Genomic DNA, 22,824 nt, shown 5'->3' on the forward strand with positions numbered 1-22,824 from the left:
ATCAGACCAGGAGGACGGTCATGCCGCCTTCTTCTCTTCGGTCGTTTCTTCCTCGATCGGGAAGGGGAAACCGAACAGACGGAGCAGCTCGCGCGCCTCGTCGTCGGTCTTCGCGCTCGTGGTCACGATCACATCCATGCCGCGCACCTTGTCGACGCGGTCATAGCTGATCTCCGGGAACACGATCTGCTCCTTGATGCCGCAGGCGTAATTGCCACGGCCGTCGAAGCTCTTCGGGTTCAGCCCGCGAAAGTCGCGAACGCGCGGCAGCGCGATCGTGATGAAGCGGTCGAGGAACTCGTACATACGCTCACGACGCAGCGTCACCTTGACGCCGATCGGCATACCTTCGCGCAGCTTGAACTGTGCGATCGACTTCTTCGCCTTGGTGATCACCGGCTTCTGGCCTGCGATCAGCTCCATCTCGGACGCGGCCTGGTCGACGCGCTTCTTGTCCTGCGTCGCTTCACCCACGCCCATGTTGAGCACGATCTTGTCGATGCGCGGGATCTCCAGCGCATTCTTGTAACCGAACTTCTCGGTCATCGCCGCGACGATGCGATCGTCATAGATCGCCTTCATGCGGGGCTTGTAGGCATCAGCCATCGATCTTCTCCCCGGTCTTCACGGCGACGCGGACCTTCTTGCCGTCCTGCGTCTCGAAACGGACGCGGGTCGGCTTGCCGTCGGCGGTGACGTGCGCCACCTTCGAGATGTGCAGCGGTGCCTCGATCTTCTCGAGACCGCCCTGCGGGTTCGCCTGGCTCGGCTTGCGGTGACGGGTCGCGACGTTGACGCCGCCCACGATCACCTTGCCGTCGCGCGGCATCGCCGCGGTGACGGTGCCGGTCTTGCCCTTGTCCTTGCCGGACAGGACGATGACCTGATCACCCTTCTTGATCTTCGCGGCGGCCATTACAGCACCTCCGGCGCGAGCGAGATGATCTTCATGTGCTTCTTGCCACGCAGTTCGCGAACCACCGGGCCGAAGATACGAGTGCCGATCGGCTCTTCGTTCTTGTTGACCAGCACCGCGGCGTTGCCGTCGAAACGGATCACCGAACCGTCGGCGCGACGGATGTCCTTGGCGGTACGCACGATCACCGCGCGGTGAACGTCGCCCTTCTTTACGCGGCCACGCGGCTGCGCTTCCTTGACGCTGACGACGATGATGTCGCCGACGCTGGCCGTGCGGCGCTTGGACCCGCCAAGCACCTTGATGCACTGCACCCGCTTCGCGCCGCTGTTGTCAGCGACGTCGAGATTGGATTGCATCTGGATCATCGATCCGCTTCCTTCTCGCTCATGGGGTGGATACCGACCCAACCCCGCCTAAAAAACGACCCCCGGCGGCGGGCTTGGCCCGCGCCAGGGGGAGCAGCCCGGTAGCCGCTCCGCCGATGGAAGGCAAGCCCCCATCCCACGTCGTCCCCCGCCCGCTCATGTGGTCTCCGCCCGGTCGGACGGACCCTGCACGAAACGGTGCGAGGTACTCGGTCACCGACGCTTACGCGTCGACGTCGACCCGATCCGGGGCCACGTGCGTGTTCACGCGGTCCAGGACCTTCCAGGTCTTCAGCTTCGACATCGGCGCGATCTCTTCGATGCGCACCGTTTCGCCAGCCTTATACTCGTTCGCCTCGTCATGGGCGTGATACTTCTTCGAACGGCGGATGATCTTGCCGTAGAGCGGGTGCTTGACCTTGCGCTCCACGTTCACGACCACCGTCTTCTCGCCCTTGTCGGAGACGATCACTCCGGTCAGCACGCGCTTCGGCATGTGTCGTCCTCTTACTTGGCCGCAGCCGCAGCGTTGCGCTGCGTCTGAAGGGTCTTGATGCGGGCGATGTCCTTGCGAACCTCACGAACGCGGCTCGGCTTCTCGAGCTGGCTCGTTGCCGCCTGGAAGCGCAGGTTGAACTGCTCGCGCTTCAGGTTGCCCAGGCTCTCGGAGAGCTGGTCGTCGCTCTGCCCGTTATAGTCGGTCTTGTTCGCCATCTTACTCGCCTCCCAGGTGCGAGGTGTCGCCGAGGCGCGCCACGACCTTGGTCTTGATCGGCAGCTTCATCGCGGCGCGCTCGAACGCCTCCGCGGCCAGCGGCCCTTCGACGCCGTCGAGCTCGAACAGGATCCGGCCCGGCTTGACGCGGGCGGCCCAGAACTCCGGCGAACCCTTACCCGAGCCCATGCGGACTTCGGCGGGCTTGCTCGACACCGGCACGTCCGGGAACACGCGGATCCACAGACGCCCCTGGCGCTTGATGTGACGCGTGATCGCGCGGCGGGCCGCCTCGATCTGACGCGCGGTGATACGATCCGGCTCCATCGCCTTGAGGCCATAGGAGCCGAAGTTCAGCGACGTACCGCCCTTGGCGTCGCCGTGAATACGGCCCTTGAACGCCTTGCGGAACTTGGTGCGCTTCGGTTGCAGCATGTCCGTTAATCCTTAGCGGCGGTCGTCGCGCGCCGGGCGCACGCCGGAGGTCTGAGCCTCCATCATGAGACGATCGGTAGCGAACGGGTCGTGACCGAGGATCTCGCCCTTGAACACCCACACCTTGACGCCGCAGACGCCGTACGCGGTGTGCGCTTCGGCATGAGCGTAGTCGATGTTAGCGCGCAGCGTGTGCAGCGGCACGCGGCCTTCACGATAGCTTTCCGAACGCGCGATTTCCGCGCCGCCCAGACGGCCACCGCAATAGACCTTGATGCCGTCGGCGCCGAGCCGCATCGCGGACTGCACCGCGCGCTTCATGGCGCGGCGGAACGCGATACGACGCTCGAGCTGGTCGGCGATGCCCTGTGCGATCAGCTTGGCATCGACTTCCGGCTTGCGGATCTCGACGATGTTCAGCGACACGTCCGAGCTGGTCATCGCGCCGAGCGTCTTGCGCAGCTTCTCGATGTCCGAGCCCTTCTTGCCGATGATGACACCGGGGCGGGCCGCGAAGATCGAGATCCGGCACAGCTTGGCCGGACGGTCGATCACCACCTTTGAGATCGCGGCCTGCGGCAGCGTCTTCATGATGTACTGGCGGATCTTCAGATCCTCCAGCAGCAGCTTCTTGTAATCCGCGCCCTCGGCGAACCAGCGGCTGTCCCAGGTGCGGTTGATCTGCAGGCGCAGACCGATCGGGTTGCTCTTGTGACCCATTAGGCTTCTTCCTGCTCGCGCACGACGATCCGCAGCCGCGAGAACGGCTTCAGGATGCGGGTGGACTTGCCGCGGCCGCGCGTGGCGAACCGCTTCATGGTGATCGACTTGCCGACCGACGCCTCGGCGACGATCAGTGCATCGACGTCGAGGTTGTGGTTGTTCTCGGCGTTGGCGATGGCCGAGGCCAGCACCTTGCGCGCATCGATCGCCATCGACTTCTTGGAGAAGGCGAGGATGTTCAACGCGTCGGCGGCCGAGCGGCCCCGGATCAGCGCCGCGACCAGGCCCAGCTTCTGCGCCGAACCACGGATCTGAGTGCCGACCGAGAGGGCTTCCTTCTCGCCGACCTTGCGGGGGGACTGAGGCTTGCTCATCAGCGCTTGCCCTTCTTGTCAGCCGCGTGACCCGGGAAATAGCGGGTCGGCGCGAATTCACCGAGCTTCATGCCGACCATGTCCTCGTTCACCGTCACCGGCACGAACTTGCGGCCGTTATAGACAGTGAAGGTCAGGCCGATGAACTGCGGCAGGATGGTGGAGCGACGCGACCAGGTCTTGATCGGCGCGCGGCCGCCCGAGTCCTGAGCGACTTCGGCCTTCTTGAGCAGGCTCAGTTCGACGAACGGGCCCTTCCAGACGGAGCGCGCCATTACTTCTTCCTCGCGTGACGGCTACGGATGATCATCTTGTCCGTAGACTTGTTGTGGCGCGTGCGCGCACCCTTGGTCGGCTTGCCCCACGGCGTCACCGGATGGCGACCGCCCGAGGTCCGGCCTTCACCACCGCCGTGCGGGTGGTCGACCGGGTTCTTCGCCACGCCGCGCGTCAGCGGGCGCGAGCCCAGCCAGCGCGAACGACCGGCCTTGCCGAGGTTCTGGTTCTGGTTGTCCGGGTTGGACACCGCACCGACCGTCGCCATGCAGTCGCCATGGATGTAGCGCTGCTCGCCCGAGTTCAGGCGGACGATGACCATACCGCGATCACGACCGACGACCTGGACGTACGTGCCGGCCGAACGTGCGATCTGACCGCCCTTGCCGGGCTTCATCTCGACGTTGTGGACGATGGTGCCGACGGGCATCTGGCCCAGCTCCATCGCGTTGCCCGGCTTCACGTCGGTCTTCTTGCCCGCGACGACCTTGTCGCCGACGGCCAGACGCTGCGGCGCGATGATGTACACCTGCTCGCCGTCCGGATAGGAGACGAGCGCGATGAACGCGGTGCGGTTGGGATCATATTCCAGCCGCTCGACCGTGCCGTCGACGTCCCACTTCCGACGCTTGAAGTCGATGAAGCGGTAACGCTGCTTGTGGCCACCCGCGATGCCGCGCGAGGTCACGTGGCCCTTGTTGTTGCGGCCGCCGGTCTTGCGCTTGCCTTCGGTCAGCGCCTTGACGGGCTTGCCCTTCCACAGCGAGGACTTGTCGACGAGGATCAGGCCGCGCTGCGCCGGCGAGGTCGGGTTATAATGCTTGAGTGCCATCTTACTTGGCCCCCTCGGTGACGTCGATCGACTGCCCCTCGCGGAGCGTCACGATCGCCTTCTTCATGTCGGACCGCTGGTAGGGCGCACCCTTCCAACGCTTGGTCTTGCCCTTCTGGACGATCGTGTTGACGCTGACGACGCTAACGTCGAACAGCGCTTCCACGGCCGCCTTGATCTCAGGCTTGGTCGCCTTGTTGGCGACCTTGAAGACCACCGCGTTCTGCTCGGAGAGCAGGGTCGCCTTCTCGGTGATGTGCGGCGCGACAATCACGTCATAATGACGGTTGTCGATCGCCTTTGCCGGCTTAGCCATTGAAGCGCGCCTCCAGCTTCTCGACCGCCGCGCGCGTCAGCACCAGCGTGTCAGCCTTGATGATGTCGTAGACGTTGGCGCCCACGGCCGGGATCATGTCCACGCCCGGAAGGTTGCGACCGGCGCGGAAGCCCTCGGCTGCCTCACCGTCGATCACCAGCGTACGCTTGCCCGTGTTGAGCCCGGCGAAATGACCCTTCAGCTCCTTGGTCTTGGCGACCTCGAAACCTTCCAGGACGATCAGCGAACCCGCCTTGGCGTGGCTGCTGAGTGCCATCTTCAGACCCAGTGCACGGATCTTCTTGTTCAGGCCCGGATTGAAATCGCGGACGCGGGCGCCGTGCGCCTTACCACCGCCGATGAACACCGGAGCGCGACGATCGCCGTGACGAGCGACGCCGCCGCCCTTCTGGCGACCGAGCTTCTTGCCCGACCGTGCGACATCCGAACGCTCGCGGGTGCCGCGCGCGGTCGCGCGACGCTTCTCGAGCTGCCAGGTCACGACGCGGTGCAGGATGTCGGCGCGCGGATCGAGGCCGAAGACCTCGTCGTTGAGCTCGACTTCGCCCGTGTCGGTGCCGGCGAAGGAAGAAATCTTGACCTTCACTTCTTAGCCCTCCTGGCTCTCGGCAGCTGCCGGAGCAGGGTCTGCGGAAACATTGTTGTTGGCCGCCTTGATCGACGCCGGGAACGGCGCGCTCTCATGACGATCCTGCTTGACGGCGTCCTTGACGAACAGCCAGCCGCCCTTGGAGCCGGGGACCGAACCCTTGACGAAGATCAGACCGCGCTCGACGTCGGTGCCGACGATCTCGAGGTTCTGCTGCGTGCGGTTGCGGTCGCCCATGTGGCCGGCCATCTTCTTGTTCTTGAAGACGCGACCCGGATCCTGACGGTTACCCGTCGAACCATGCGAACGGTGGCTGACCGACACGCCGTGCGTGGCGCGCAGACCGCCGAAGTTCCAGCGCTTCATGGCGCCGGCGAAGCCCTTGCCCTGCGTGCGACCCTGGATGTCGACCAGCTGGCCGGCAACATAGTGGTCGGCCGACAGTTCGGCCCCGACGTCGAGGAGATTGTCCTCGCTCACGCGGAATTCGTGAACGATCGCCTTCGGCTCGACCTCGGCCTTGCCGAAGTGGCCGCGCTGCGGCTTGGCAACGTTCTTTGCCTTGGCGACACCTGCACCAAGCTGGACGGCCGTGTAGCCGTCCCGGTCATTTTCGCGACGGGCGATGACCTGAAGCGCCTCGATCTGCAGGACGGTGACCGGCACGTGGCGGCCGTCGTCCTGGAACAGGCGGGTCATCCCCATTTTCTTCGCGATCACGCCAGTACGCATGATCCCTTGCTCCTTGACAGAGGCACCCTGAAGCCCATCCCCAGGGTGCTTGCGACCCGCGGCTTGCACCACGGATCAGTCCGGCCCGGAATAGCGAAGCGTGCCCCCGTCCCGGGCTGGGCGCTCTCCACGAGGGAGAGCAGACGGGAGACGCTGGACCCGGCTACCCAAGGGCGACCGGCGGTATCTCATGGTCGTCGAAGCGTCCGCTCAGGCGGTGCGCTCGGCGGTTTCGCGTAATACGCCACGAAACGACAAACCCGCGGGGCTCACGTCAACCGCGGGAGCCGGCCGATTACGCCAGCTTGATCTCGACGTCAACACCGGCCGCCAGATCGAGCTTCATCAGCGCGTCGACGGTCTGCGGGGTCGGCTGTACGATGTCGAGCATCCGCTTGTAGGTGCGGACCTCGAACTGCTCACGCGACTTCTTATCGATGTGGGGCCCACGGTTGACCGTGAACTTCTCGATGCGGGTCGGGAGCGGAATGGGACCACGGATGAGCGCGCCGGTGCGGCGCGCGGTTTCGGCGATGTCGCCGGTCGCCTGATCGAGCACGCGATGATCGAACGCCTTCAGGCGGATGCGGATGTTGCTGTCCATAGTCCCTACCAATGCGAAAGAGCGGGATGCCTGCCCTGCCCGTCCTGCCGGATGACCCGGCCCGACGAATCGGGAGCACCTCTTGCTGTTCTCGAACGAAAACCGAAGCGGCGGCATTACTGCCGCCCTCATTAAAAGGCAACCGCCCGACGCACCTTTCGGCACGCCGGGCGGCTGCTTTTGCGACGGACCGCGTGAAGCGGCCCGGCGTCCTTACTTGGTGATGCCGCTCACGACACCCGCGCCGACGGTCCGGCCACCCTCACGGATGGTGAAACGCTGGCCGACGTCCATCGCGATCGGGGCGATCAGCTTGATGCCCAGTGCGACGTTGTCGCCCGGCATGACCATCTCGGTGCCCTCGGGCAGCTCGACGGTGCCGGTCACGTCGGTCGTACGGAAGTAGAACTGCGGACGATAGTTGGCGAAGAACGGCGTGTGACGGCCACCCTCGTCCTTCGACAGCACGTACACTTCCGACGCGAAGTCGGTGTGCGGCTTGATCGAGCCCGGCTTGCAGAGCACCTGGCCACGCTCGACTTCGTCACGAGCGACGCCACGGATCAGCGCGCCGACGTTGTCGCCCGCCTGGCCCTGGTCGAGCAGCTTGCGGAACATCTCGACGCCGGTGACGGTGGTCTTGCGGACGGTCGGGTGGATGCCGACGATCTCGACTTCCTCACCGACCTTGACGATGCCGGTCTCGACACGGCCGGTCACGACCGTACCACGACCCGAGATCGAGAACACGTCCTCGATCGGCATCATGAACGGCTTGTCCAGCGGACGCTCCGGCTGCGGGATGTACTCGTCGACCGCCTTCATCAGCTCCATGACCGCATCCGGCCCGAGCTTCTGGTTCGAACCCGACAGCGCGCAGGTCGCCGAGCCCTTGATGATCGGAATGTCGTCGCCCGGGAACTCGTACGAGCTGAGCAGCTCGCGGACTTCCAGCTCGACCAGCTCGAGGATTTCCTCGTCGTCGACCAGATCGACCTTGTTCATGAACACGACCATCGCCGGCACGCCGACCTGACGGGCGAGCAGGATGTGCTCGCGGGTCTGCGGCATCGGGCCGTCGGTGGCCGACACGACCAGGATCGCGCCGTCCATCTGCGCCGCGCCGGTGATCATGTTCTTCACATAATCGGCGTGGCCCGGGCAGTCGACGTGCGCATAGTGGCGGTTTGCCGTCTCGTACTCGACGTGCGCGGTCGAGATCGTGATGCCGCGCTCGCGCTCTTCCGGTGCCTTGTCGATGTTTGCGAAGTCGACCGCGGCGTTGCCCGCGACGTTCTCCGCCAGCACCTTCGTGATCGCTGCGGTCAGCGAGGTCTTGCCATGGTCGACGTGACCGATGGTGCCGATGTTCAGGTGCGGCTTGTTCCGCTCAAACTTAGCCTTAGCCATTGTTTCCCTACCTTCTTGGATTCGTCTTCGCGAACGGAGCCGCGCCAGAACGCGGCCCCATAGCGGCTGTTTAACCGTTGTGCAAACCCTGCCCCGCTCTTGCGAGCCGACACAGGAGTGAATCCTGCGTCGTCGGACGGGATCGGCAGGCCGACCCGCCGGCCGGCCGTGCGGCGTCTCGGGGGCAGATCACCCTGCCCCCGTGCGCCTTAGGCGAGCTTCGCCTTCACCTCATCCGCGACGTTCTGCGGCACTTCATCATAGTGCGAGAACTGCATCGAGTAGCTGGCGCGGCCCTGCGTGAACGAGCGGAGCGAGTTCACGTAACCGAACATGTTCGCCAGCGGGACCATCGCGGTCACCGCCTGCGCGTTGCCGCGCGTGTCGGTGCCCTGGATCTGGCCACGACGCGAGTTCATGTCGCCGATGACGTCACCCAGATAATCTTCCGGGGTCACGACCTCGACCTTCATCACCGGCTCGAGCAGCGTGATGCCGGCCTTCTGCGCGCCTTCGCGCATCGCGCCGCGGGCGGTGATTTCGAACGCCAGCGCCGACGAGTCGACGTCGTGGTACGCACCGTCATACAGCGTGATGTCGAAGTCGATGATCGGGAAGCCGACCAGCGAACCGGTCGCCGCCGTCTCGCGGAAGCCCTTCTCGATCGCGGGGATATATTCGCGCGGAATGTTACCGCCCTTGATCTCGTCCTTGAAGATGATGCCCGCGCCGCGCTCGCCCGGCGTCAGCTTCACCTTCACGCGACCGAACTGGCCGGTGCCGCCCGACTGCTTCTTGTGGGTGTAGTCGATATCGACGGCCTTCTTGAGGTACTCGCGATACGCCACCTGCGGCGCACCGACGTTCGCCTCGACCTTGAACTCGCGCTTCATGCGATCGACGAGGATCTCGAGGTGAAGCTCGCCCATCCCCTTGATGATCGTCTGGCCCGATTCGTGATCGGTCGACACGCGGAACGAGGGATCCTCGGCAGCCAGACGATTGAGCGCGATGCCCATCTTTTCCTGGTCGGCCTTGGTCTTCGGCTCCACCGACAGCTCGATCACCGGCTCCGGGAATTCCATGCGCTCCAGGATGATCGGGTGCGCGGGATCGCAGAGCGTGTCGCCGGTCGTCGTTTCCTTCAGGCCCGCGATCGCGACGATGTCGCCCGCACGCGCCTCGTCGATGTCCTCACGCGAGTTCGCATGCATGAGGAGCATACGGCCGATCTTTTCCTTCTTGTCCTTCACCGAGTTCAGGTAGCCGCCCTTGACGAGGACGCCCGAATAGATGCGCGCGAAGGTCAGCGAGCCGACGAACGGGTCGTTCATGATCTTGAACGCAAGCGCCGAGAACGGCGCCTCGTCCGACGACGGACGCTCGTCCGGCGTCTCGCCGTCGAGCTTCACGCCCTTGATCGCCGGCACGTCGAGCGGGCTCGGCAGATAGTCGACGACTGCGTCGAGCAGCGGCTGCACGCCCTTGTTCTTGAACGCCGAACCGCAGACCACCGGGACGAACGACATGTTCAGCGTGCCCTTGCGGATCAGCGCCTTCAGCGTCTTGGAATCGGGCTCGTTGCCCTCCAGATACGCCTCCATCGCGTCGTCGTCCTGCTCGACAGCCAGCTCGATCAGGTCGTTGCGATACTTCGCCGCCTTCTCGACCATGTCGTCGGGGATCGGCTGATATTCGAACTTAGCGCCCAGCGACTCTTCGAGCCAGATGATCGCGCGGTTCTCGACCAAGTCGACCAAGCCCTTGAACCCGCCCTCGATACCGATCGGGAGGTACAGCACCGCCGGCTTCGCGCCGAGACGCTCGATGATCGAGTTGACGCAGAAATAGAAATCGGCGCCGGTGCGGTCGAGCTTGTTGACGAAGCACATGCGCGGCACGCCGTACTTGTCGGCCTGACGCCACACGGTTTCCGACTGCGGCTCCACGCCCGCGACGCCGTCGAAGCACGCGACCGCGCCGTCGAGGACGCGCAGCGAACGCTCGACCTCGATCGTGAAGTCGACGTGGCCCGGCGTGTCGATGATGTTGATCAGATGCTCGGGGCCATTGCCCTCTTCGGCCTTCCACTTGCAGGTGGTGGCAGCCGACGTGATCGTGATCCCGCGCTCCTGCTCCTGCTCCATCCAGTCCATCGTGGCGGTGCCCTCATGGACTTCGCCGATCTTGTAGGACTTGCCGGTGTAGTAAAGAATACGCTCGGTCGTCGTCGTCTTGCCGGCGTCGATGTGCGCCATGATGCCGATATTACGGTAGAGTTCGAGCGGATGGCTGCGGGCCATGAACGGGCTTCCTTGAGCAGATGTGGGGAGCGCAGCGTGTCGCCGGCTCCCCACGATATAGGTCAGATTTGAGACGCTTCCAAGACAGGCCGCGTCCGCATCGCCGCTGTTACCAGCGGTAGTGCGAGAAGGCGCGGTTCGCTTCCGCCATGCGGTGCGTGTCTTCGCGCTTCTTCACCGCGTTGCCGCGGTTGTTCGACGCATCGAGCAGCTCGCCCGACAGGCGCGCCGACATCGTGTTCTCGCTGCGCGCACGAGCGGCAGTGATCAGCCAGCGGATCGCCAGCGCCTGCGCACGCTCGGGACGCACCTCGACCGGAACCTGGTAGGTCGCACCGCCGACGCGGCGGCTGCGGACTTCGATGCCCGGCTTGATGTTGTTCAGCGCATCGTGGAACACGCCGATCGGCTCGCGCTTGGCGCGGGTCTCGACGGTGTTCATCGCCGAATAGACGATGCCTTCGGCGACCGACTTCTTGCCGTCGAGCATCACCGAATTCATGAACTTGGACAGAACCTCATCCCCGTACACGGGATCAGGCAGGATTTCCCGCTTCTCGGGACGACGACGACGCGCCATAATGAATACCTTTCAATCAGCTGGTGAGAATACGGGAGCGGCTTACTTCGGCCGCTTCGCACCGTACTTCGACCGCGACTGCTTGCGGTCCTTGACGCCCTGCGTGTCGAGCACGCCGCGCAGCACATGGTAACGCACACCGGGAAGGTCGCGCACACGGCCGCCGCGGATCAGCACCACCGAGTGCTCCTGCAGGTTGTGGCCTTCACCCGGGATGTAGCTGATGACTTCGCGCTGGTTGGTCAGGCGAACCTTGGCCACCTTGCGCAACGCCGAGTTCGGCTTCTTCGGGGTCGTGGTATAGACACGGGTGCAGACGCCGCGCTTTTGCGGGTTCTGCTCCATCGCAGGGACCTTGCTCTTGGCCTTCTGCGGGTCGCGGCCCTTACGGACCAGCTGGTTGATCGTCGGCATTGAAGCCTTCACCTTTCAGACTAGGTTACTTTGCTGGAGCCCTAAAACACAGACTTGGAATACGAAAAGGGACCGCGGCGCCGCCGCTTGTGCGGCGACCGGATGGCCCTTGATGCATCCAGCAATGTTCAAGCTGCCCGGCGGAGTCGCCTCCTTCCGGACCGGCGCGCTATACGCACGCTCACCCCATCGGTCAATCGCCCCGTCGGTCGATCGCCACGTCGGGGAGCAAGCGGCTTGCCGTTCCGCGTCTAACGGGTAAGGGCACGCTCTTCACCTGGATCATCAGGACACGGAATGATCGACGCTCTGGCCCGGGCGCGCCTGTTGCGCGACCGCGACCGCTATCTCCTGCTCGCCGCCGCCGCGTTGCTCTATCTACTCAGCGTCCCGTTCGTCAGCGGCGACATGCGCGTGCATCTGATTCCGTGGACGAAGTATCTGGTCGATCACGGACGCTTCGCGGCGCTGGCGGACAGCTTTGCGGATTATACCCCGCCCTACCTCTACCTGCTGGCGCTCGCGTCGAACGCCGATGCCGCGCTCGGAGCGGCGGGCGTCATCAAATTGCTGTCGGTCCTGAGCACGATCTTCGTCGCCTGGACGGTGCGGGTGTTGCTGGCCAGCTGCGTGCCCGCGCGCGCGGCGACCAATGGCGCGCTGCTGACGTTGCTGCTGCCGACCATGATCGGCAACGGCCCGGTTTGGGGTCAGTGCGATGCGCTATATGGCGGGTGCGTGCTGCTGGCGGTGGCCGGGTTCATGCGTGATCGGCCTGCCGCGGCGATGACGGCGGTCGGGCTGGCAATCGCCTTCAAGCTGCAAGGCGTGTTCATCGCGCCACTGGTTCTCGCGATGCTATGGTCGCGCCGCGCGCCGTTGTGGACGATCCTGATCCCGCCGCTCGTCTATGTCGCTGCGATGGCGCCCGCGTGGCTGGCCGGGCGACCTGCCTATGATCTTGCGACGATCTATCTCGCGCAGGGGCATTCCTATCACGATCTCGCGCGATCGGTGCCGAACATCTGGCAGATCCTGCGCGCACTCGTCTCGATCCCTTACGAAGCCGGCGTAATCGTCGGGCTGCTCGCCGCCGCCAGCGCGGTCGTCTGGACCGCATGGCGGGCGCGCCGTCATCTCGACACGCCGATCGACCTGCTGCTGCTCGCGCTGACCGGCGCGGTGCTGCTGCCCTATCTATTGCCGAAGATGCACAACCGTTACTTCTTCACCGCCGATCTGCTGGCGTTCGCCTATGCGTTCGTTCGCCCGACGAAGCGGACGGTGCGGATCGCCGTGCTGGTGCAGGTCGGCTCGCTGCTATCGTACCTGACGTTCCTGATCGACCTGACCGGCGGCGCATTCGTCGGCGCGTTCGCGATGAGCGCCGCACTGGTCCTGGTGCTGCGCGAGTTCCGCGAGCGCTTCACTTCAGTGGATCATGCCCCCAGTTCATGAGCGAATAGCGCCAGTCCGAATGCTCCTTGTCCTTCGTGGGTCCACCCTGCGCCAGATGGCGATGCACGTAGCCGACCACCTTCTTCATGTGCGCGTAGTCGTCGTCGGTCAGGTCGGCCTTCTTCTTGCGCTTGATCGCGACGATCCGCCGGCCTGACTCATGCCCGACGCTCTCGCCTGATCCTTTGCCGTCGTCTCCCTTCCAGCCGACGCTCTTGCTCTCGTCGCTGTCGAGAAACTTCTCCAATTCGGCCGGCGCCATGTTGACCGCCTCGGCAAAGTCCTTCGCAATCGCATCGTGATCGTCGGCCATCTGCTTCTCCTCACACGGGAAAAGCACTGACGCGCAGAACGGTTCAATCGCGCAGCCGGGCGCTCAGGAACGCGATCAGCGCATCGACCCGTGCCGGGCGCAACGCGCTGGGCGGTGTGAGCAAGTGAAGGCCGATTGGCGCGGGCGCCCAGTCGTGGAGGATCTCGACCACCCGCCCCGCCGCCAGCGCCTCGCCGACGATGAAGCTGGGCAGCCGCGCGATGCCCAGCCCGGCCTCGAGCGCCGGGACCAGCGCCTCGCCGCTATTCGCCGCCAGCGGCCCGGCCGCGCGCACCGACACCTCCGCGCCCTCCGGACCCCGGAAACGCCACGGGCCGGTGATATTGGTATAGCCGAGCAGCCGGTGTTCCCCGAGCTGCGCCGCATGGGTCGGCGTGCCATGCTCGGCAAGATACGACGGCGCGGCCACCAGATGCGCCGCGATCGAGCACAATCGCCGCGCGCGCAGCGAGCTGTCGGGCAGATCGGCGATCCGCAACGCCACGTCGAATCCCTCCGCGACGATATCGACACGCGCATCGGACAAGTGCAACTCGATCTCGATCTGCGGATGCTCGCGCAGGAAGTCGGCGAGCAGCGGCGCGACATTCTTGACCCCGAAGGTCATCGGCGCGGCCAGCCGCACCCGCCCGCTCGGCATACGCGCGCCGATCCGTGCCGCCTCCTCGGCGGCCTGCGCCTCGGCGACGATCCGTGCAGCATGATCGGCGAGCGGCGCGCCCGCCTCGGTCAGCGCCAGTCGCCTCGAGGTGCGATGGAACAGCGACACCCCCAGATGCGCTTCCAGCCGCGACACCGCCTTGGACACCGTCGCCTTGCTCAACCCGATCGCATCTGCCGCGCCGCTGAACGACCGGTGCTCGGCCACTGCGGCGAAGATCGCCCAGGCCTCGAAATCAGGGAGCCTCATGGCTTGCCACTTTATGCGGCGAAACGATCCGTTTCAATCGTTTCTGTTTTTGGGAGGGTCACGGCTCCCTAGCTTGGTGGCAACGAAACGGAGGTTCATCATGACCGACACCGCCACCCTTACCCGCACCGCCGGCATCGAGCGCCGTGGCTTCGAAACGCTGGGTCATGCCAACCACGGCTGGCTCGACGCGCGCCATCATTTCTCGTTCGCCAATTACCATGATCCGGCGCGGGAGAGCTGGGGCGCGATCCGCGTCTGGAACGATGACACGATCGCGCCGAACAGCGGCTTTCCCCGCACCCGCATCGCGACATGGAGATCATCACCTATGTCCGCAAAGGCGCGATCACGCACCAGGACTCGCTCGGCAACACCGGCCGCACCGAGGCTGGCGACGTGCAGGTGATGAGCGCGGGTTCGGGCGTGCGGCACGCCGAATACAATCTCGAAAGCGAGCCGACCACGCTGTTCCAGATCTGGATCGAACCGACCCGTAGCGGCGGTGCACCGAGCTGGGGTGCCAAGCCCTTTCCGAAGGGCGATCGTACCGGCAAGTTCGTGACGCTCGCCAGCGGGTTCGAGGCGGACGTCACCGGGCCGGGCGCGGCGCTGCCGATCCGGGCGGAGGCGCGGGTGCTGGCGGCGACGCTGGCGGCCGGCGAGACGCTCAGCCACGACGTCGGCGAAGGTCGCCACGCCTATCTGGTCCCGGCGACCGGCGCGATCGAGATCGACGGCCAGCGCTTTGCGGCGCGCGACGGCGTTGCGATCACCGGCGGCCGCACCATCACCATCACCGCGATCGACGAGGCCGAACTGGTGCTCGTCGACGCCAACTGACTTTCTGAAGGGAGCTGACGACCATGACCAAGGTGCTCGTGCTTTATTATTCGTCCTACGGCCATATCGAGATGATGGCCGACGCCATCGCGGAAGGCGCGCGCAGCGGCGGCGCAGAGGTCGACATCCGTCGCGTCGCCGAAACCGCGCCCGCCGAGATTGTCAAGGCAGCCGGCTTCAAGACTGACACCGCGCATCCCGAGATCGAGGGGCCGGATGCGCTCGCCAATTATGACGCGATCGTCGTCGGCGCCCCGACCCGCTACGGCCGGATGCCGAGCCAGATGGCGGCGTTCTGGGATACGACCGGCGGGCTGTGGATGAAGGGTGCGCTGATCGGCAAGGTCGGCGGCGCGTTCACCTCGACCGCCAGCCAGCATGGCGGTCAGGAAACGACATTGTTCTCGATCCTCACCAACCTGCTCCACCATGGCATGACGATCGTCGGGCTCGACTATGGCTACCAGGGCCAGATGGGTGTCGACGAGGTCAAGGGCGGCACACCGTACGGCGCGAGCACGCTCGCCGATGGCGACGGCAGCCGTCAGCCCTCGGCGGTCGAACTGGACGGCGCGCGCTACCAGGGCAAGCGCATCGCCGAGACCGCCGCTAAGCTGAAGGCGTAAGAGCCTTGAGTGTCGTCGCGGGGGCTGGATCTCTGGGCGACACTTATAACAAGACGCGTCACCCCGGCGAAGGCCGGGGCCCAGTTGGGAAGGCAGGGGTGATGAAGCGCGGCCTCCATCATCAGCGTCTCCCAACTGGGCCCCGGCCTTCGCCGGGGTGACGACCTTGAATCAGGTGACCCCATTCGTGGGCGGCAGCTACCGCTTCTTCGCCCGCGCCACCTTGCACTTACCCTTGCGGCACTCCGGCGGCGCGATCGCTCCCATATACACCGGCGGCGCAGCGACCTGCGCGATTACGACCGGATCGCGCGGCACCGCCGGTTCGGCCGGGTAGCGCACCCGCGCATCGGCGAACAACGCCCGCGCCCGTGCTGCCCCCGGCACCGTGGCGCTCGCCCCCACCCAGCGCCAGTGCCACGGCTCCCATTTCACGCGTTGGCGATTGCCCGCCGGGAACGACATTTCGAAGCCGTAGCGCGCCGCATTCTTCACGAGCCAGCGAAACGCCGGGGTCGCCGCGACGCACGCCTCGGCGTCCGGGCAATCGTTGCGGCGCGGGCGAAACGCGAAGTCGAGCGCGAAGCCGGTAGCGTGCTCGCTATGTCCCGGCGGCGCGACCGACAAGGCGCGCTGCGCGGCATCGGTCTGTCCCTCGCGGCAGAACACCGCTTCCTGATAGGTGATCGAGCGGTGGCACGACAAGGCGAGGATCTGGCCGCCCGCCGCCGGGTCGCGCGCCGCTGCCTCGATCAGCCGCTGCAGATCGGGCAACACCTCGCGCCGCAGCACGCAGGAATTGACCGACAGGGCCGAGGGCACGGGGACCAGCGCGTCGGGCGCGGCGTCACCATAAGGCAGATGCCCGAGCACGCGGCCATCCGCAGACGTCGGCACGCGCCCGCCATCGCACAATTGCGCCTGCACGGGAGTGGCGGCGATTACTGCCAGCGCGGCGAGGATCGTCGGAAGTTGCACCGCGCCCTCTGGCCATGCCGCGCGGCAACTGGCAAGAGCCGCGCCATGTTGGGTCAGCATGTTCTCTTCCTCGATGGCGAGGCGTTGGTCATCGACAAGCCCGCCGGGCTGCCGGTCGATCCGCCGCGTGCCGGCGGCCTCAGCCTCGAAAATCATCTGTCGTCGCTCACCTTCGGGTTCCACCGCTGGCCGGTCGCGGTGCACCGCCTCGACCGCGACACGAGCGGCTGCCTGCTGCTGTCGCGCAATCCCAAGGCGCACGCGCGGTTCCAGCAGGCGTTCGAGCGCGGTGAGGTCAGCAAGCGCTATGTCGCGATCCTCGATGGCGTGCCCACCGGTGAGTTCGGGACGATTGACCTGCCACTCGGCAAGGTATCGACCGCCGAGGAAGGCTGGCGGATGACCCGCGACCCGCGCGGCAAGGCGGCGCGCACCGACTGGCGCCTGCTGGGGACGCACGATGGCCGCGCCCTGGTCGAGTTCCGCCCCGCCACGGGGCGCACGCACCAGATCCGCGTCCACGCGCGCGAGGGGCTCGGCGTGCCGGTCACCGGCGATCCCGTCTATGGCACGGCGCATCCCGGCGGCATGATGCTCCACGCCATCGCCCTGTCGCTGCCGCGCACGGGCAAGGAGGACGTGGCCGCAGAGGCACCGTGGCCGGAGCGGTTCACGGCATTGGGGTTCGAGGAAGACAAGACGGACTGAGCCGGTCATCCGGCACGGCCGCGAGGTCCGGTTGCGCCAATTAGCGGATACCACGGAGTAGGTGTACGAGAGGCCCGAAGGAGAATCCTCCATGCTCCGGCGCCCGCGCAACACTATCCTTCTGGTTCTCGCCGCCGCGTCTTGCCAGATCGCGGCGGCACCGGCGCCGATTGATCCATTAAGCACGCGCATTTCGTTGATACGGGATCGCTTCGTCACCGCCGTTCGACGTTGTGGCATAACGCCACGGTTCGTACCGACGATCGCGGTTCTGAGCACGCCCTCCGTCATCGCGTATGACGATACTCAGCGAACAATCTTTGTCGGTCGCTGGGAGACGCTGCCACCGCCGATCCAAAGTTTCTTTGAACGATGGGCGGCGAAGGACTTCCCCGGACAGCCGCCGCATCGTTTGTACGACCAACTTTTCAATGACTTCCTCGTCGGGCATGAATTGGGGCACTGGCTGGCGGATCAATCAATCCGATCGCTTGGGCTGGATCATTACGACGCAGAAATCATGGCGAACCGATTTGCGATCGCCTTCTCCAATCTGCGCCACCCTATGAAGACCGGCCGCATTGTCGGGCGCTTCTCCTATCTGACGACATTGCCGAACCCGGTTCCGCCCGGTGAGGATGAGCGTACGTGGTTCAACACTCATTATGAGAGCCTCGGACGGACGAACCCGCTCGCCTATAACTGGTATCAGGGTCGATTCATGGCGCAGGCTTGGAAGCTTCGCCATACAGGTAATTTCTGCGCACTTGTCAAAGCATCAACCGACGACAGTTGACCTCCAACTCAAGAGATTGAGGCGGACAGTCCTTCGCAGCGTTCGGCTCTTTCCCTCGGGAGTGAGGCTCCACCAGATCGATCGTACCGCCGGTGCACCCTCAAGCCGATGTCCGCTTGCGCTCAAAACTGGCCGTTGCGGGCGTCCGTGACAAAGCAATGGCGGACGGTAAGCCCGCTGAATAATGTGGCGCCATGAAAATTCATTCGCTTAGCTATCCAAGGCGTGCAGTGGTTGGACTGATAGCAGCCCTTGTCATCGGGTTTGCTGTTGTTGCGACCTGCAACACCGTTTGGGCTGCGACACGCGGCGTAAGCGTATTGCGGTTGTGGGATGACGCCAGCCCATTCCAAATTTTGATTGCTGGATCACCATATGCGGTGCTCGCTGTCTTCGGGATCAGCGCTCGGCGACCATGGCTCGTTGGACTTTGCCTTACCGCAGCATTTTGGGGCTACTATCTGTGGAAAATCACGACTTTTGACGGGATTGGCGGAGCCAACATCGGGCTAGGCATCCTGATGATGTTTTCGCCAATTCTGATCATAGCCGGCAGCTTGTTCGCGCTGGTTACGCTCGCGAATGGGCGAGGCGCGGACGATATGGCCAATGGCCGCTAAAGGGCGGCACAACTCAAAAGCTGACCGTCCGCTTCCCACCAGCTCTCGCCCCATCAAGCTAACCCTAATCAAACGCCGGTTTCTTCCGCCCCGCCTTCACCGCCGCTCGGCCCTTCTTCGCATCCACCCGCCGCACCTGCGACGCCCGCGTCGGCTTGGTCGCGCGGCGCTTGGCCTGCACCACCGTCGCCTCGCGCACCAGCGCCAGCAACCGCTCGCGCACGTCCGCCCGGTTCATATGCTGCGACCGGGAGCCCTCGCTGCGAAGCGTCAGCACGCCGTCGCGCGTCATCCGCGTTCCCGCCAGCTCCGCCAGCCGCAGCTTCACCCGCTCGGGCAGATCGGAACCTGCCACGTCAAATCGCAGCAGCACCGCCGAATCGGTCGTATTGACATGCTGCCCCCCGCCCCACCCGAGCGGGTGAAGCTCTCCTCGATCAGATCGGTGTCGATGCTGATCGAACGGGTGACGGGAAGGCGGGCCATCCACGCTCCTTAAAGCCGAAGGCCCGGCCGCACCATCGGTGCGACCGGGCCTCTCGTCCTGCGCCGCGTCGCGGCTCAGGCGGCGGGGACGTCGATCAGCCGCGGATGGGCGACCCAGTCGAAGTTCGGATCACCGCGCATCTGCTTGCCGTTCCCGAGATCGCCGCCATTGCAGCTCAGCAGCTTGTTGATGCAGTTATCCATCCACGTCTTCATGGTATCGTCGTCCCACGCGCCCATCCAGTCGGCGTGGAAGGTCGAGCCCGGACGCTTGACCGGCATCCCCGGCATGGTGTCCGACGACAGCGACCAGGTCGACTTGCCCGCCGACCATTCGCCCGACCGGTCGAGATCCTCATCGACTTCGTACCATGCGCCCAGCGTGAAGGCCGGGATGACGTACGGCAGGTTCGCCGGGCACTTCAGCACGCCGGTATCGCCATAGTCCGCATAGCCGACATGGCTGCGGTGATCGGCGCTGTTCAGGTTCTTGCCGTCCCAGCAGTTCGGACCATTGACGACCGCGCCGATCCGGTTGCCGACCGGGCAGTTCTTCGCCGCGGTCACGATGTCCGCATAATGGCCCGGCGTGGCCGTCGGACCATCGCAGTTGAAGTAGAAATGCTCGGCAACACCCGTGCTCATGTTGTAGCCGAAGATGTAGCGCATCCCGCGCGGCAGCGCGACGCATGCCTTGCCCATCTTCTGACAGTCGGGGCTGCTTTCGGGCAAGCGCTTGTAGTAGATCACGACGTAGTCGGGGCGCACCACCTTGCCCTTGCCGTTCAGCATCGCCGGGATCCAGTAGGCCGAGCGGTTCAGCATGTTGTTGCAGGTGCTGTCACCCTTGGTCCGCAGGCTGCCGTACGTCGAATAAGCGTTGGCAGCGGTGTTACCGAAGAACTGGTGCAGGTGGCTCTTGCCCGGCTGCCCCGGGAAGACGATCGGATCGTCGCGCCGCACCTGGCCTGGGCTGCACATGAAGCGGAACGCACCGACGACGTCGGGACGACCGGTGCTCGCGATCTCGCCACTGCCCCACGACGGGACCAGATACTTGTCGGCATCGAAATTCGAAGCAATCCGATCGAGCTGACCCTGTCCGGGCAGCAATCCCTTAGAGATCGCGCCCGGAACCGGCTCGATCGTCTTGGCGGTGCCATTGCTGGTGATCGTCGCAGGCAGGACACCACTAAGTTTCGTCGTCATCGGCGCGGCGATGACCGTCACTTTGCTTGCGATCGTCTTGATCGTGCTCGACGAGATAGTGGCGGCATAAGCAGTTGAGGCGGCCAGGATCATGGCGCCCGAAATGACGATCTTTTTCATCACAGTCCCTGGCGTTGTTGGCGTTCTCGGAACCTTTGGTTCTCTCAGAACGCTGTTGTTCGACCGGCACGGCCGATGCCGCGCTGTAGAGACATGATTAGCGACAAAACCCTAACATAATCTAACACTTTTGGTTTATTTTTGTTAATAGTGCGAATACTTAGGGGACCGCTACAAGGATGCTGGTTACTTCCTGTTTACTTCATTTACCAGCGTCTTAATTTCGGTTCGTCCCGCACCGCACTCCCTCTGGCGCAGCACCCGCTCAGCCCCTACCTCGACACAGATGTACAATTTCCAGATCGAAGCCGAATCGAAGCCGGCGCTGTATCGCGAGCTTCTTGAGGCGCTTGACGCGCTGACTGCGGGTGAGCGCGATGGTATCGCGAACATGGCCAATGCCGCCGCGCTGATCGCGCAATATCTGCCGGACCTGAACTGGTCGGGGTTCTACCGGCTGGTCGAGGACGAGCTGGTGCTCGGACCGTTCCAGGGCAAGGCCGCCTGTATCCGCATCCCGCTCGGCAAGGGCGTGTGCGGAACGGCGGCGGCGGAGCGGCGCACGCAGTTGGTCGCCGACGTCCACGCCTTCCCCGGGCACATCGCCTGCGATGCGGCAAGCCGCTCGGAACTGGTGGTGCCGATCGTCCGCGACGGCGCGCTGCTAGGGGTGCTCGACCTCGACAGCCCGTCGCCGGCGCGCTTCGACGAAGAGGACGCCCGCGGGTGCGAGGCCCTCATGGAGATGCTGGCGGGGCGGCTGTAGTCCGCTCGCCACGGCTCGCGTGGCGAACCGTTACTTCTTCTCGCGCCCCGCGAACGTAACGAGGCTTTCCGCACCATTTGCGCCGATCGCGGCGACACCGAAGAAATGGTCGTCGACCGGGACGCCCGCGACGTCGAGGCTGGTACCGGTCGCCTCGCGCGACTGCGTCCAGGCCGCTGCATCGGCGCGCCGCCAATAGATCTTGTAGCGCGTCGCCCCCGGCACCGCGGTCCACGTCACCTTCGTGTCATAGGATAACGCTCCCGAGATCGACGCCACCGGCGGCGCGGCGGGGGCGGCGGCAAGCCGCGCGATCGTCGCGACGTTGATCGCGGTCACCTTCGCCAGATACGGGAAGTCCATCCCTTCGATCGTGTCGGCGAAGACGCGTCCGTTCTCGGTGCGCACATCCTGATGCTGCCGATCCCAATTCTCCGCCGCGACCGAGAAGCGCACCGCCGGATAGCCTTGCTTCAGGAACGGCTCGTGATCGCCGCCGCGTCCGAAGCGGTCAGGGCGGCGATCGACGAACACCCCGAACCCGCCGGGGATCGTGCCCGCGATCCCGTCGATCGCCTTGGCGAGCGCGCGGCTCGGGCCGTCGTCCTCGCCACCGACGCCGCGCCGCTCGGTCGCCTCCGCCAGCGATTCGCTGCTGCGGATCCCTTCGGAAAAGACGCGGACATAGCCGTCGATCGTCACCCCGCCCTGCCCGACCGTATTGCCGACGATATCGTTGTTGAGCATCGCATCGACCTGCCAGCCACGCGCCCGGGCGGTCTCGGCGAGCAGGGTCGCGCCCCACAGCCCCTGCTCTTCGCCTGAAAACGCGACATAGACGATGTTCGCCGCGAATTTCTCCTTCGACAGGATGCGTGCCGCCTCCAGCACCAGCGCGACGCCGCTCGCGTCATCGTTCGCGCCGGGCGCGTCGCTGGTCACGTTCATCACGTCGGTGACGCGGCTGTCGATGTGCGCGCCGACGATGATGTAGCGATTGGGGTCGCTGCCCTTCTGCACGCCCAGCACGTCCTCGATCACCACGCCATCGGGTGCGCGCGGACCGACGAAGCGGCGCGACAGCCGCTCGGTCGCGATACATCCCCCGCACGCACGCGACAGCGAGGCGAACTCGCCCGCCACCCATTTGCGCGCCGCACCGATCCCCCGCTTCGGATCGGTGGCCGACGACAGCGAGTGGCGGGTACCGAACGACACCAGTTTTTCGACGGTGGCGCGTTGCCGCGCCTGCGACGGTGCCTCTCGCGCCATGGCAGGAGTGGCGATGAGCAAGGAAGCGGCGGCGAGCAGCAGGCGATGGTTCATCGCGCGGTTGTGACGGGGGAATCGCCCATGCTCAAG

Annotated in this window: 29 protein-coding genes and 2 pseudogenes; 7 read left to right on the forward strand and 24 right to left on the reverse strand. The window is 65.1% G+C overall.

Annotated features, from left to right (window positions below):
* Positions 1-18 precede the first annotated feature (18 nt).
* The 18 genes from rplE to rpsL form a co-directional block, all read right to left on the reverse strand.
* Positions 19-606 (reverse strand): 50S ribosomal protein L5, encoded by a 588-nt coding sequence (gene rplE, locus QP166_RS10995; protein ID WP_333915942.1) that lies wholly within the window; start codon positions 604-606, stop codon positions 19-21.
* Positions 599-916 carry a 50S ribosomal protein L24 gene (rplX, locus tag QP166_RS11000; RefSeq protein WP_028966613.1) on the reverse strand — a complete coding sequence of 106 codons (318 nt, stop codon included), beginning with the start codon at positions 914-916 and terminating at the stop codon, positions 599-601. The genes rplE and rplX overlap by 8 nt, the downstream gene beginning before the upstream one ends.
* A complete protein-coding gene (rplN, locus tag QP166_RS11005; RefSeq protein WP_007406105.1) occupies positions 916-1,284 on the reverse strand; it encodes a 50S ribosomal protein L14 in 369 nt (122 codons plus the stop codon). The genes rplX and rplN overlap by 1 nt, the downstream gene beginning before the upstream one ends.
* A 223-nt stretch (positions 1,285-1,507) precedes the next feature.
* Positions 1,508-1,780: a 30S ribosomal protein S17 gene (gene rpsQ / locus QP166_RS11010; RefSeq protein ID WP_333915943.1), complete on the reverse strand. Its 273-nt coding sequence runs from the start codon at positions 1,778-1,780 to the stop codon at positions 1,508-1,510.
* An 11-nt stretch (positions 1,781-1,791) separates the two neighbouring features.
* Positions 1,792-1,998, reverse strand: coding sequence for a 50S ribosomal protein L29 (gene rpmC, locus QP166_RS11015; RefSeq protein ID WP_333915944.1), 207 nt, complete (start codon positions 1,996-1,998; stop codon positions 1,792-1,794).
* Between the two features lies 1 nt (position 1,999).
* Complete coding sequence (gene rplP, locus QP166_RS11020) at positions 2,000-2,434, reverse strand: 50S ribosomal protein L16 (RefSeq protein ID WP_022687059.1); 435 nt, start codon at positions 2,432-2,434, stop codon at positions 2,000-2,002.
* Positions 2,435-2,446: 12 nt separating this feature from the next.
* A complete protein-coding gene (rpsC, locus tag QP166_RS11025; RefSeq protein ID WP_159754660.1) occupies positions 2,447-3,154 on the reverse strand; it encodes a 30S ribosomal protein S3 in 708 nt (235 codons plus the stop codon).
* Positions 3,154-3,531: a 50S ribosomal protein L22 gene (rplV, locus tag QP166_RS11030; protein WP_333915945.1), complete on the reverse strand. Its 378-nt coding sequence runs from the start codon at positions 3,529-3,531 to the stop codon at positions 3,154-3,156. The genes rpsC and rplV overlap by 1 nt, the downstream gene beginning before the upstream one ends.
* Complete coding sequence (rpsS, locus tag QP166_RS11035) at positions 3,531-3,806, reverse strand: 30S ribosomal protein S19 (protein WP_028966618.1); 276 nt, start codon at positions 3,804-3,806, stop codon at positions 3,531-3,533. The genes rplV and rpsS overlap by 1 nt, the downstream gene beginning before the upstream one ends.
* Positions 3,806-4,639 carry a 50S ribosomal protein L2 gene (gene rplB, locus QP166_RS11040; RefSeq protein WP_333915946.1) on the reverse strand — a complete coding sequence of 278 codons (834 nt, stop codon included), beginning with the start codon at positions 4,637-4,639 and terminating at the stop codon, positions 3,806-3,808. The genes rpsS and rplB overlap by 1 nt, the downstream gene beginning before the upstream one ends.
* Before the next feature lies 1 nt (position 4,640).
* Positions 4,641-4,955: a 50S ribosomal protein L23 gene (locus tag QP166_RS11045; RefSeq protein ID WP_022687064.1), complete on the reverse strand. Its 315-nt coding sequence runs from the start codon at positions 4,953-4,955 to the stop codon at positions 4,641-4,643.
* Positions 4,948-5,562: a 50S ribosomal protein L4 gene (rplD, locus tag QP166_RS11050; RefSeq protein ID WP_333915947.1), complete on the reverse strand. Its 615-nt coding sequence runs from the start codon at positions 5,560-5,562 to the stop codon at positions 4,948-4,950. Before rplD ends, QP166_RS11045 begins: the two co-directional genes overlap by 8 nt.
* Positions 5,563-5,565: 3 nt before the next feature.
* On the reverse strand, positions 5,566-6,297 hold the full coding sequence (gene rplC / locus QP166_RS11055; RefSeq protein WP_333915948.1) for a 50S ribosomal protein L3: 732 nt from the start codon (positions 6,295-6,297) through the stop codon (positions 5,566-5,568).
* Positions 6,298-6,592: 295 nt separating this feature from the next.
* A complete protein-coding gene (gene rpsJ / locus QP166_RS11060) occupies positions 6,593-6,901 on the reverse strand; it encodes a 30S ribosomal protein S10 (protein ID WP_022687067.1) in 309 nt (102 codons plus the stop codon).
* Positions 6,902-7,114: 213 nt separating this feature from the next.
* Positions 7,115-8,311, reverse strand: a complete 1,197-nt coding sequence (tuf, locus tag QP166_RS11065) for an elongation factor Tu (RefSeq protein WP_333915949.1) — start codon at positions 8,309-8,311, stop codon at positions 7,115-7,117.
* A 209-nt stretch (positions 8,312-8,520) separates the two neighbouring features.
* Complete coding sequence (gene fusA, locus QP166_RS11070) at positions 8,521-10,614, reverse strand: elongation factor G (protein ID WP_333915950.1); 2,094 nt, start codon at positions 10,612-10,614, stop codon at positions 8,521-8,523.
* Between the two features lie 109 nt (positions 10,615-10,723).
* The gene (rpsG, locus tag QP166_RS11075) at positions 10,724-11,194 is read right to left on the reverse strand and encodes a 30S ribosomal protein S7 (protein WP_028966624.1); all 471 of its coding nucleotides are present in this window, start codon (positions 11,192-11,194) and stop codon (positions 10,724-10,726) included.
* Between the two features lie 42 nt (positions 11,195-11,236).
* Positions 11,237-11,608: a 30S ribosomal protein S12 gene (rpsL, locus tag QP166_RS11080; RefSeq protein ID WP_022691828.1), complete on the reverse strand. Its 372-nt coding sequence runs from the start codon at positions 11,606-11,608 to the stop codon at positions 11,237-11,239.
* A 297-nt stretch (positions 11,609-11,905) separates the two neighbouring features.
* Between rpsL and QP166_RS11085 the strand changes: the two genes are divergently transcribed.
* Positions 11,906-13,066: a hypothetical protein gene (locus QP166_RS11085; protein WP_333915951.1), complete on the forward strand. Its 1,161-nt coding sequence runs from the start codon at positions 11,906-11,908 to the stop codon at positions 13,064-13,066.
* Here QP166_RS11085 and QP166_RS11090 read toward each other — a convergent pair.
* Positions 13,035-13,379, reverse strand: coding sequence for a DUF3140 domain-containing protein (locus QP166_RS11090; protein WP_333915952.1), 345 nt, complete (start codon positions 13,377-13,379; stop codon positions 13,035-13,037). The two genes, QP166_RS11085 and QP166_RS11090, sit on opposite strands and share 32 nt — an antisense overlap.
* A gap of 43 nt (positions 13,380-13,422) precedes the next feature.
* A complete protein-coding gene (locus QP166_RS11095; protein ID WP_333915953.1) occupies positions 13,423-14,310 on the reverse strand; it encodes a LysR family transcriptional regulator in 888 nt (295 codons plus the stop codon).
* A gap of 100 nt (positions 14,311-14,410) precedes the next feature.
* Between QP166_RS11095 and QP166_RS11100 the strand changes: the two are divergent.
* Positions 14,411-15,153 (forward strand): annotated as a pseudogene (locus tag QP166_RS11100) (pirin family protein).
* 23 nt (positions 15,154-15,176) lie between these two features.
* On the forward strand, positions 15,177-15,779 hold the full coding sequence (gene wrbA / locus QP166_RS11105; protein WP_333915954.1) for an NAD(P)H:quinone oxidoreductase: 603 nt from the start codon (positions 15,177-15,179) through the stop codon (positions 15,777-15,779).
* 198 nt (positions 15,780-15,977) lie between these two features.
* On the opposite strand, the gene QP166_RS11110 is transcribed toward wrbA, so the two are convergent.
* On the reverse strand, positions 15,978-16,817 hold the full coding sequence (locus tag QP166_RS11110; RefSeq protein ID WP_333915955.1) for a M15 family metallopeptidase: 840 nt from the start codon (positions 16,815-16,817) through the stop codon (positions 15,978-15,980).
* Here QP166_RS11110 and QP166_RS11115 point away from each other — a divergent pair.
* The 3 genes from QP166_RS11115 to QP166_RS11125 all read left to right on the forward strand — a co-directional run bounded on the left by QP166_RS11115 (position 16,803) and on the right by QP166_RS11125 (position 18,881).
* On the forward strand, positions 16,803-17,465 hold the full coding sequence (locus tag QP166_RS11115) for an RluA family pseudouridine synthase (protein WP_333915956.1): 663 nt from the start codon (positions 16,803-16,805) through the stop codon (positions 17,463-17,465). The two genes, QP166_RS11110 and QP166_RS11115, sit on opposite strands and share 15 nt — an antisense overlap.
* A 91-nt stretch (positions 17,466-17,556) precedes the next feature.
* A complete protein-coding gene (locus QP166_RS11120) occupies positions 17,557-18,261 on the forward strand; it encodes an ImmA/IrrE family metallo-endopeptidase (protein ID WP_333915957.1) in 705 nt (234 codons plus the stop codon).
* 194 nt (positions 18,262-18,455) lie between these two features.
* Positions 18,456-18,881: a hypothetical protein gene (locus QP166_RS11125; protein ID WP_333915958.1), complete on the forward strand. Its 426-nt coding sequence runs from the start codon at positions 18,456-18,458 to the stop codon at positions 18,879-18,881.
* A gap of 64 nt (positions 18,882-18,945) precedes the next feature.
* On the opposite strand, the pseudogene arfB reads toward QP166_RS11125, so the two are convergent.
* Positions 18,946-19,367: pseudogene (gene arfB / locus QP166_RS11130) on the reverse strand (alternative ribosome rescue aminoacyl-tRNA hydrolase ArfB).
* 75 nt (positions 19,368-19,442) lie between these two features.
* Positions 19,443-20,696 carry a DUF1996 domain-containing protein gene (locus QP166_RS11135; RefSeq protein WP_333915959.1) on the reverse strand — a complete coding sequence of 418 codons (1,254 nt, stop codon included), beginning with the start codon at positions 20,694-20,696 and terminating at the stop codon, positions 19,443-19,445.
* A gap of 286 nt (positions 20,697-20,982) precedes the next feature.
* Here QP166_RS11135 and QP166_RS11140 point away from each other — a divergent pair, with 286 nt between their 5' ends.
* Positions 20,983-21,462, forward strand: a complete 480-nt coding sequence (locus QP166_RS11140) for a GAF domain-containing protein (protein WP_333915960.1) — start codon at positions 20,983-20,985, stop codon at positions 21,460-21,462.
* A gap of 30 nt (positions 21,463-21,492) precedes the next feature.
* Here QP166_RS11140 and QP166_RS11145 read toward each other — a convergent pair whose 3' ends face one another.
* Positions 21,493-22,788, reverse strand: coding sequence for a M20/M25/M40 family metallo-hydrolase (locus tag QP166_RS11145; protein WP_333915961.1), 1,296 nt, complete (start codon positions 22,786-22,788; stop codon positions 21,493-21,495).
* Positions 22,789-22,824 lie beyond the last annotated feature (36 nt).

Source organism: Sphingomonas sp. LR60 (assembly GCF_036855935.1).
Classification (GTDB): Bacteria; Pseudomonadota; Alphaproteobacteria; order Sphingomonadales; family Sphingomonadaceae; genus Sphingomonas.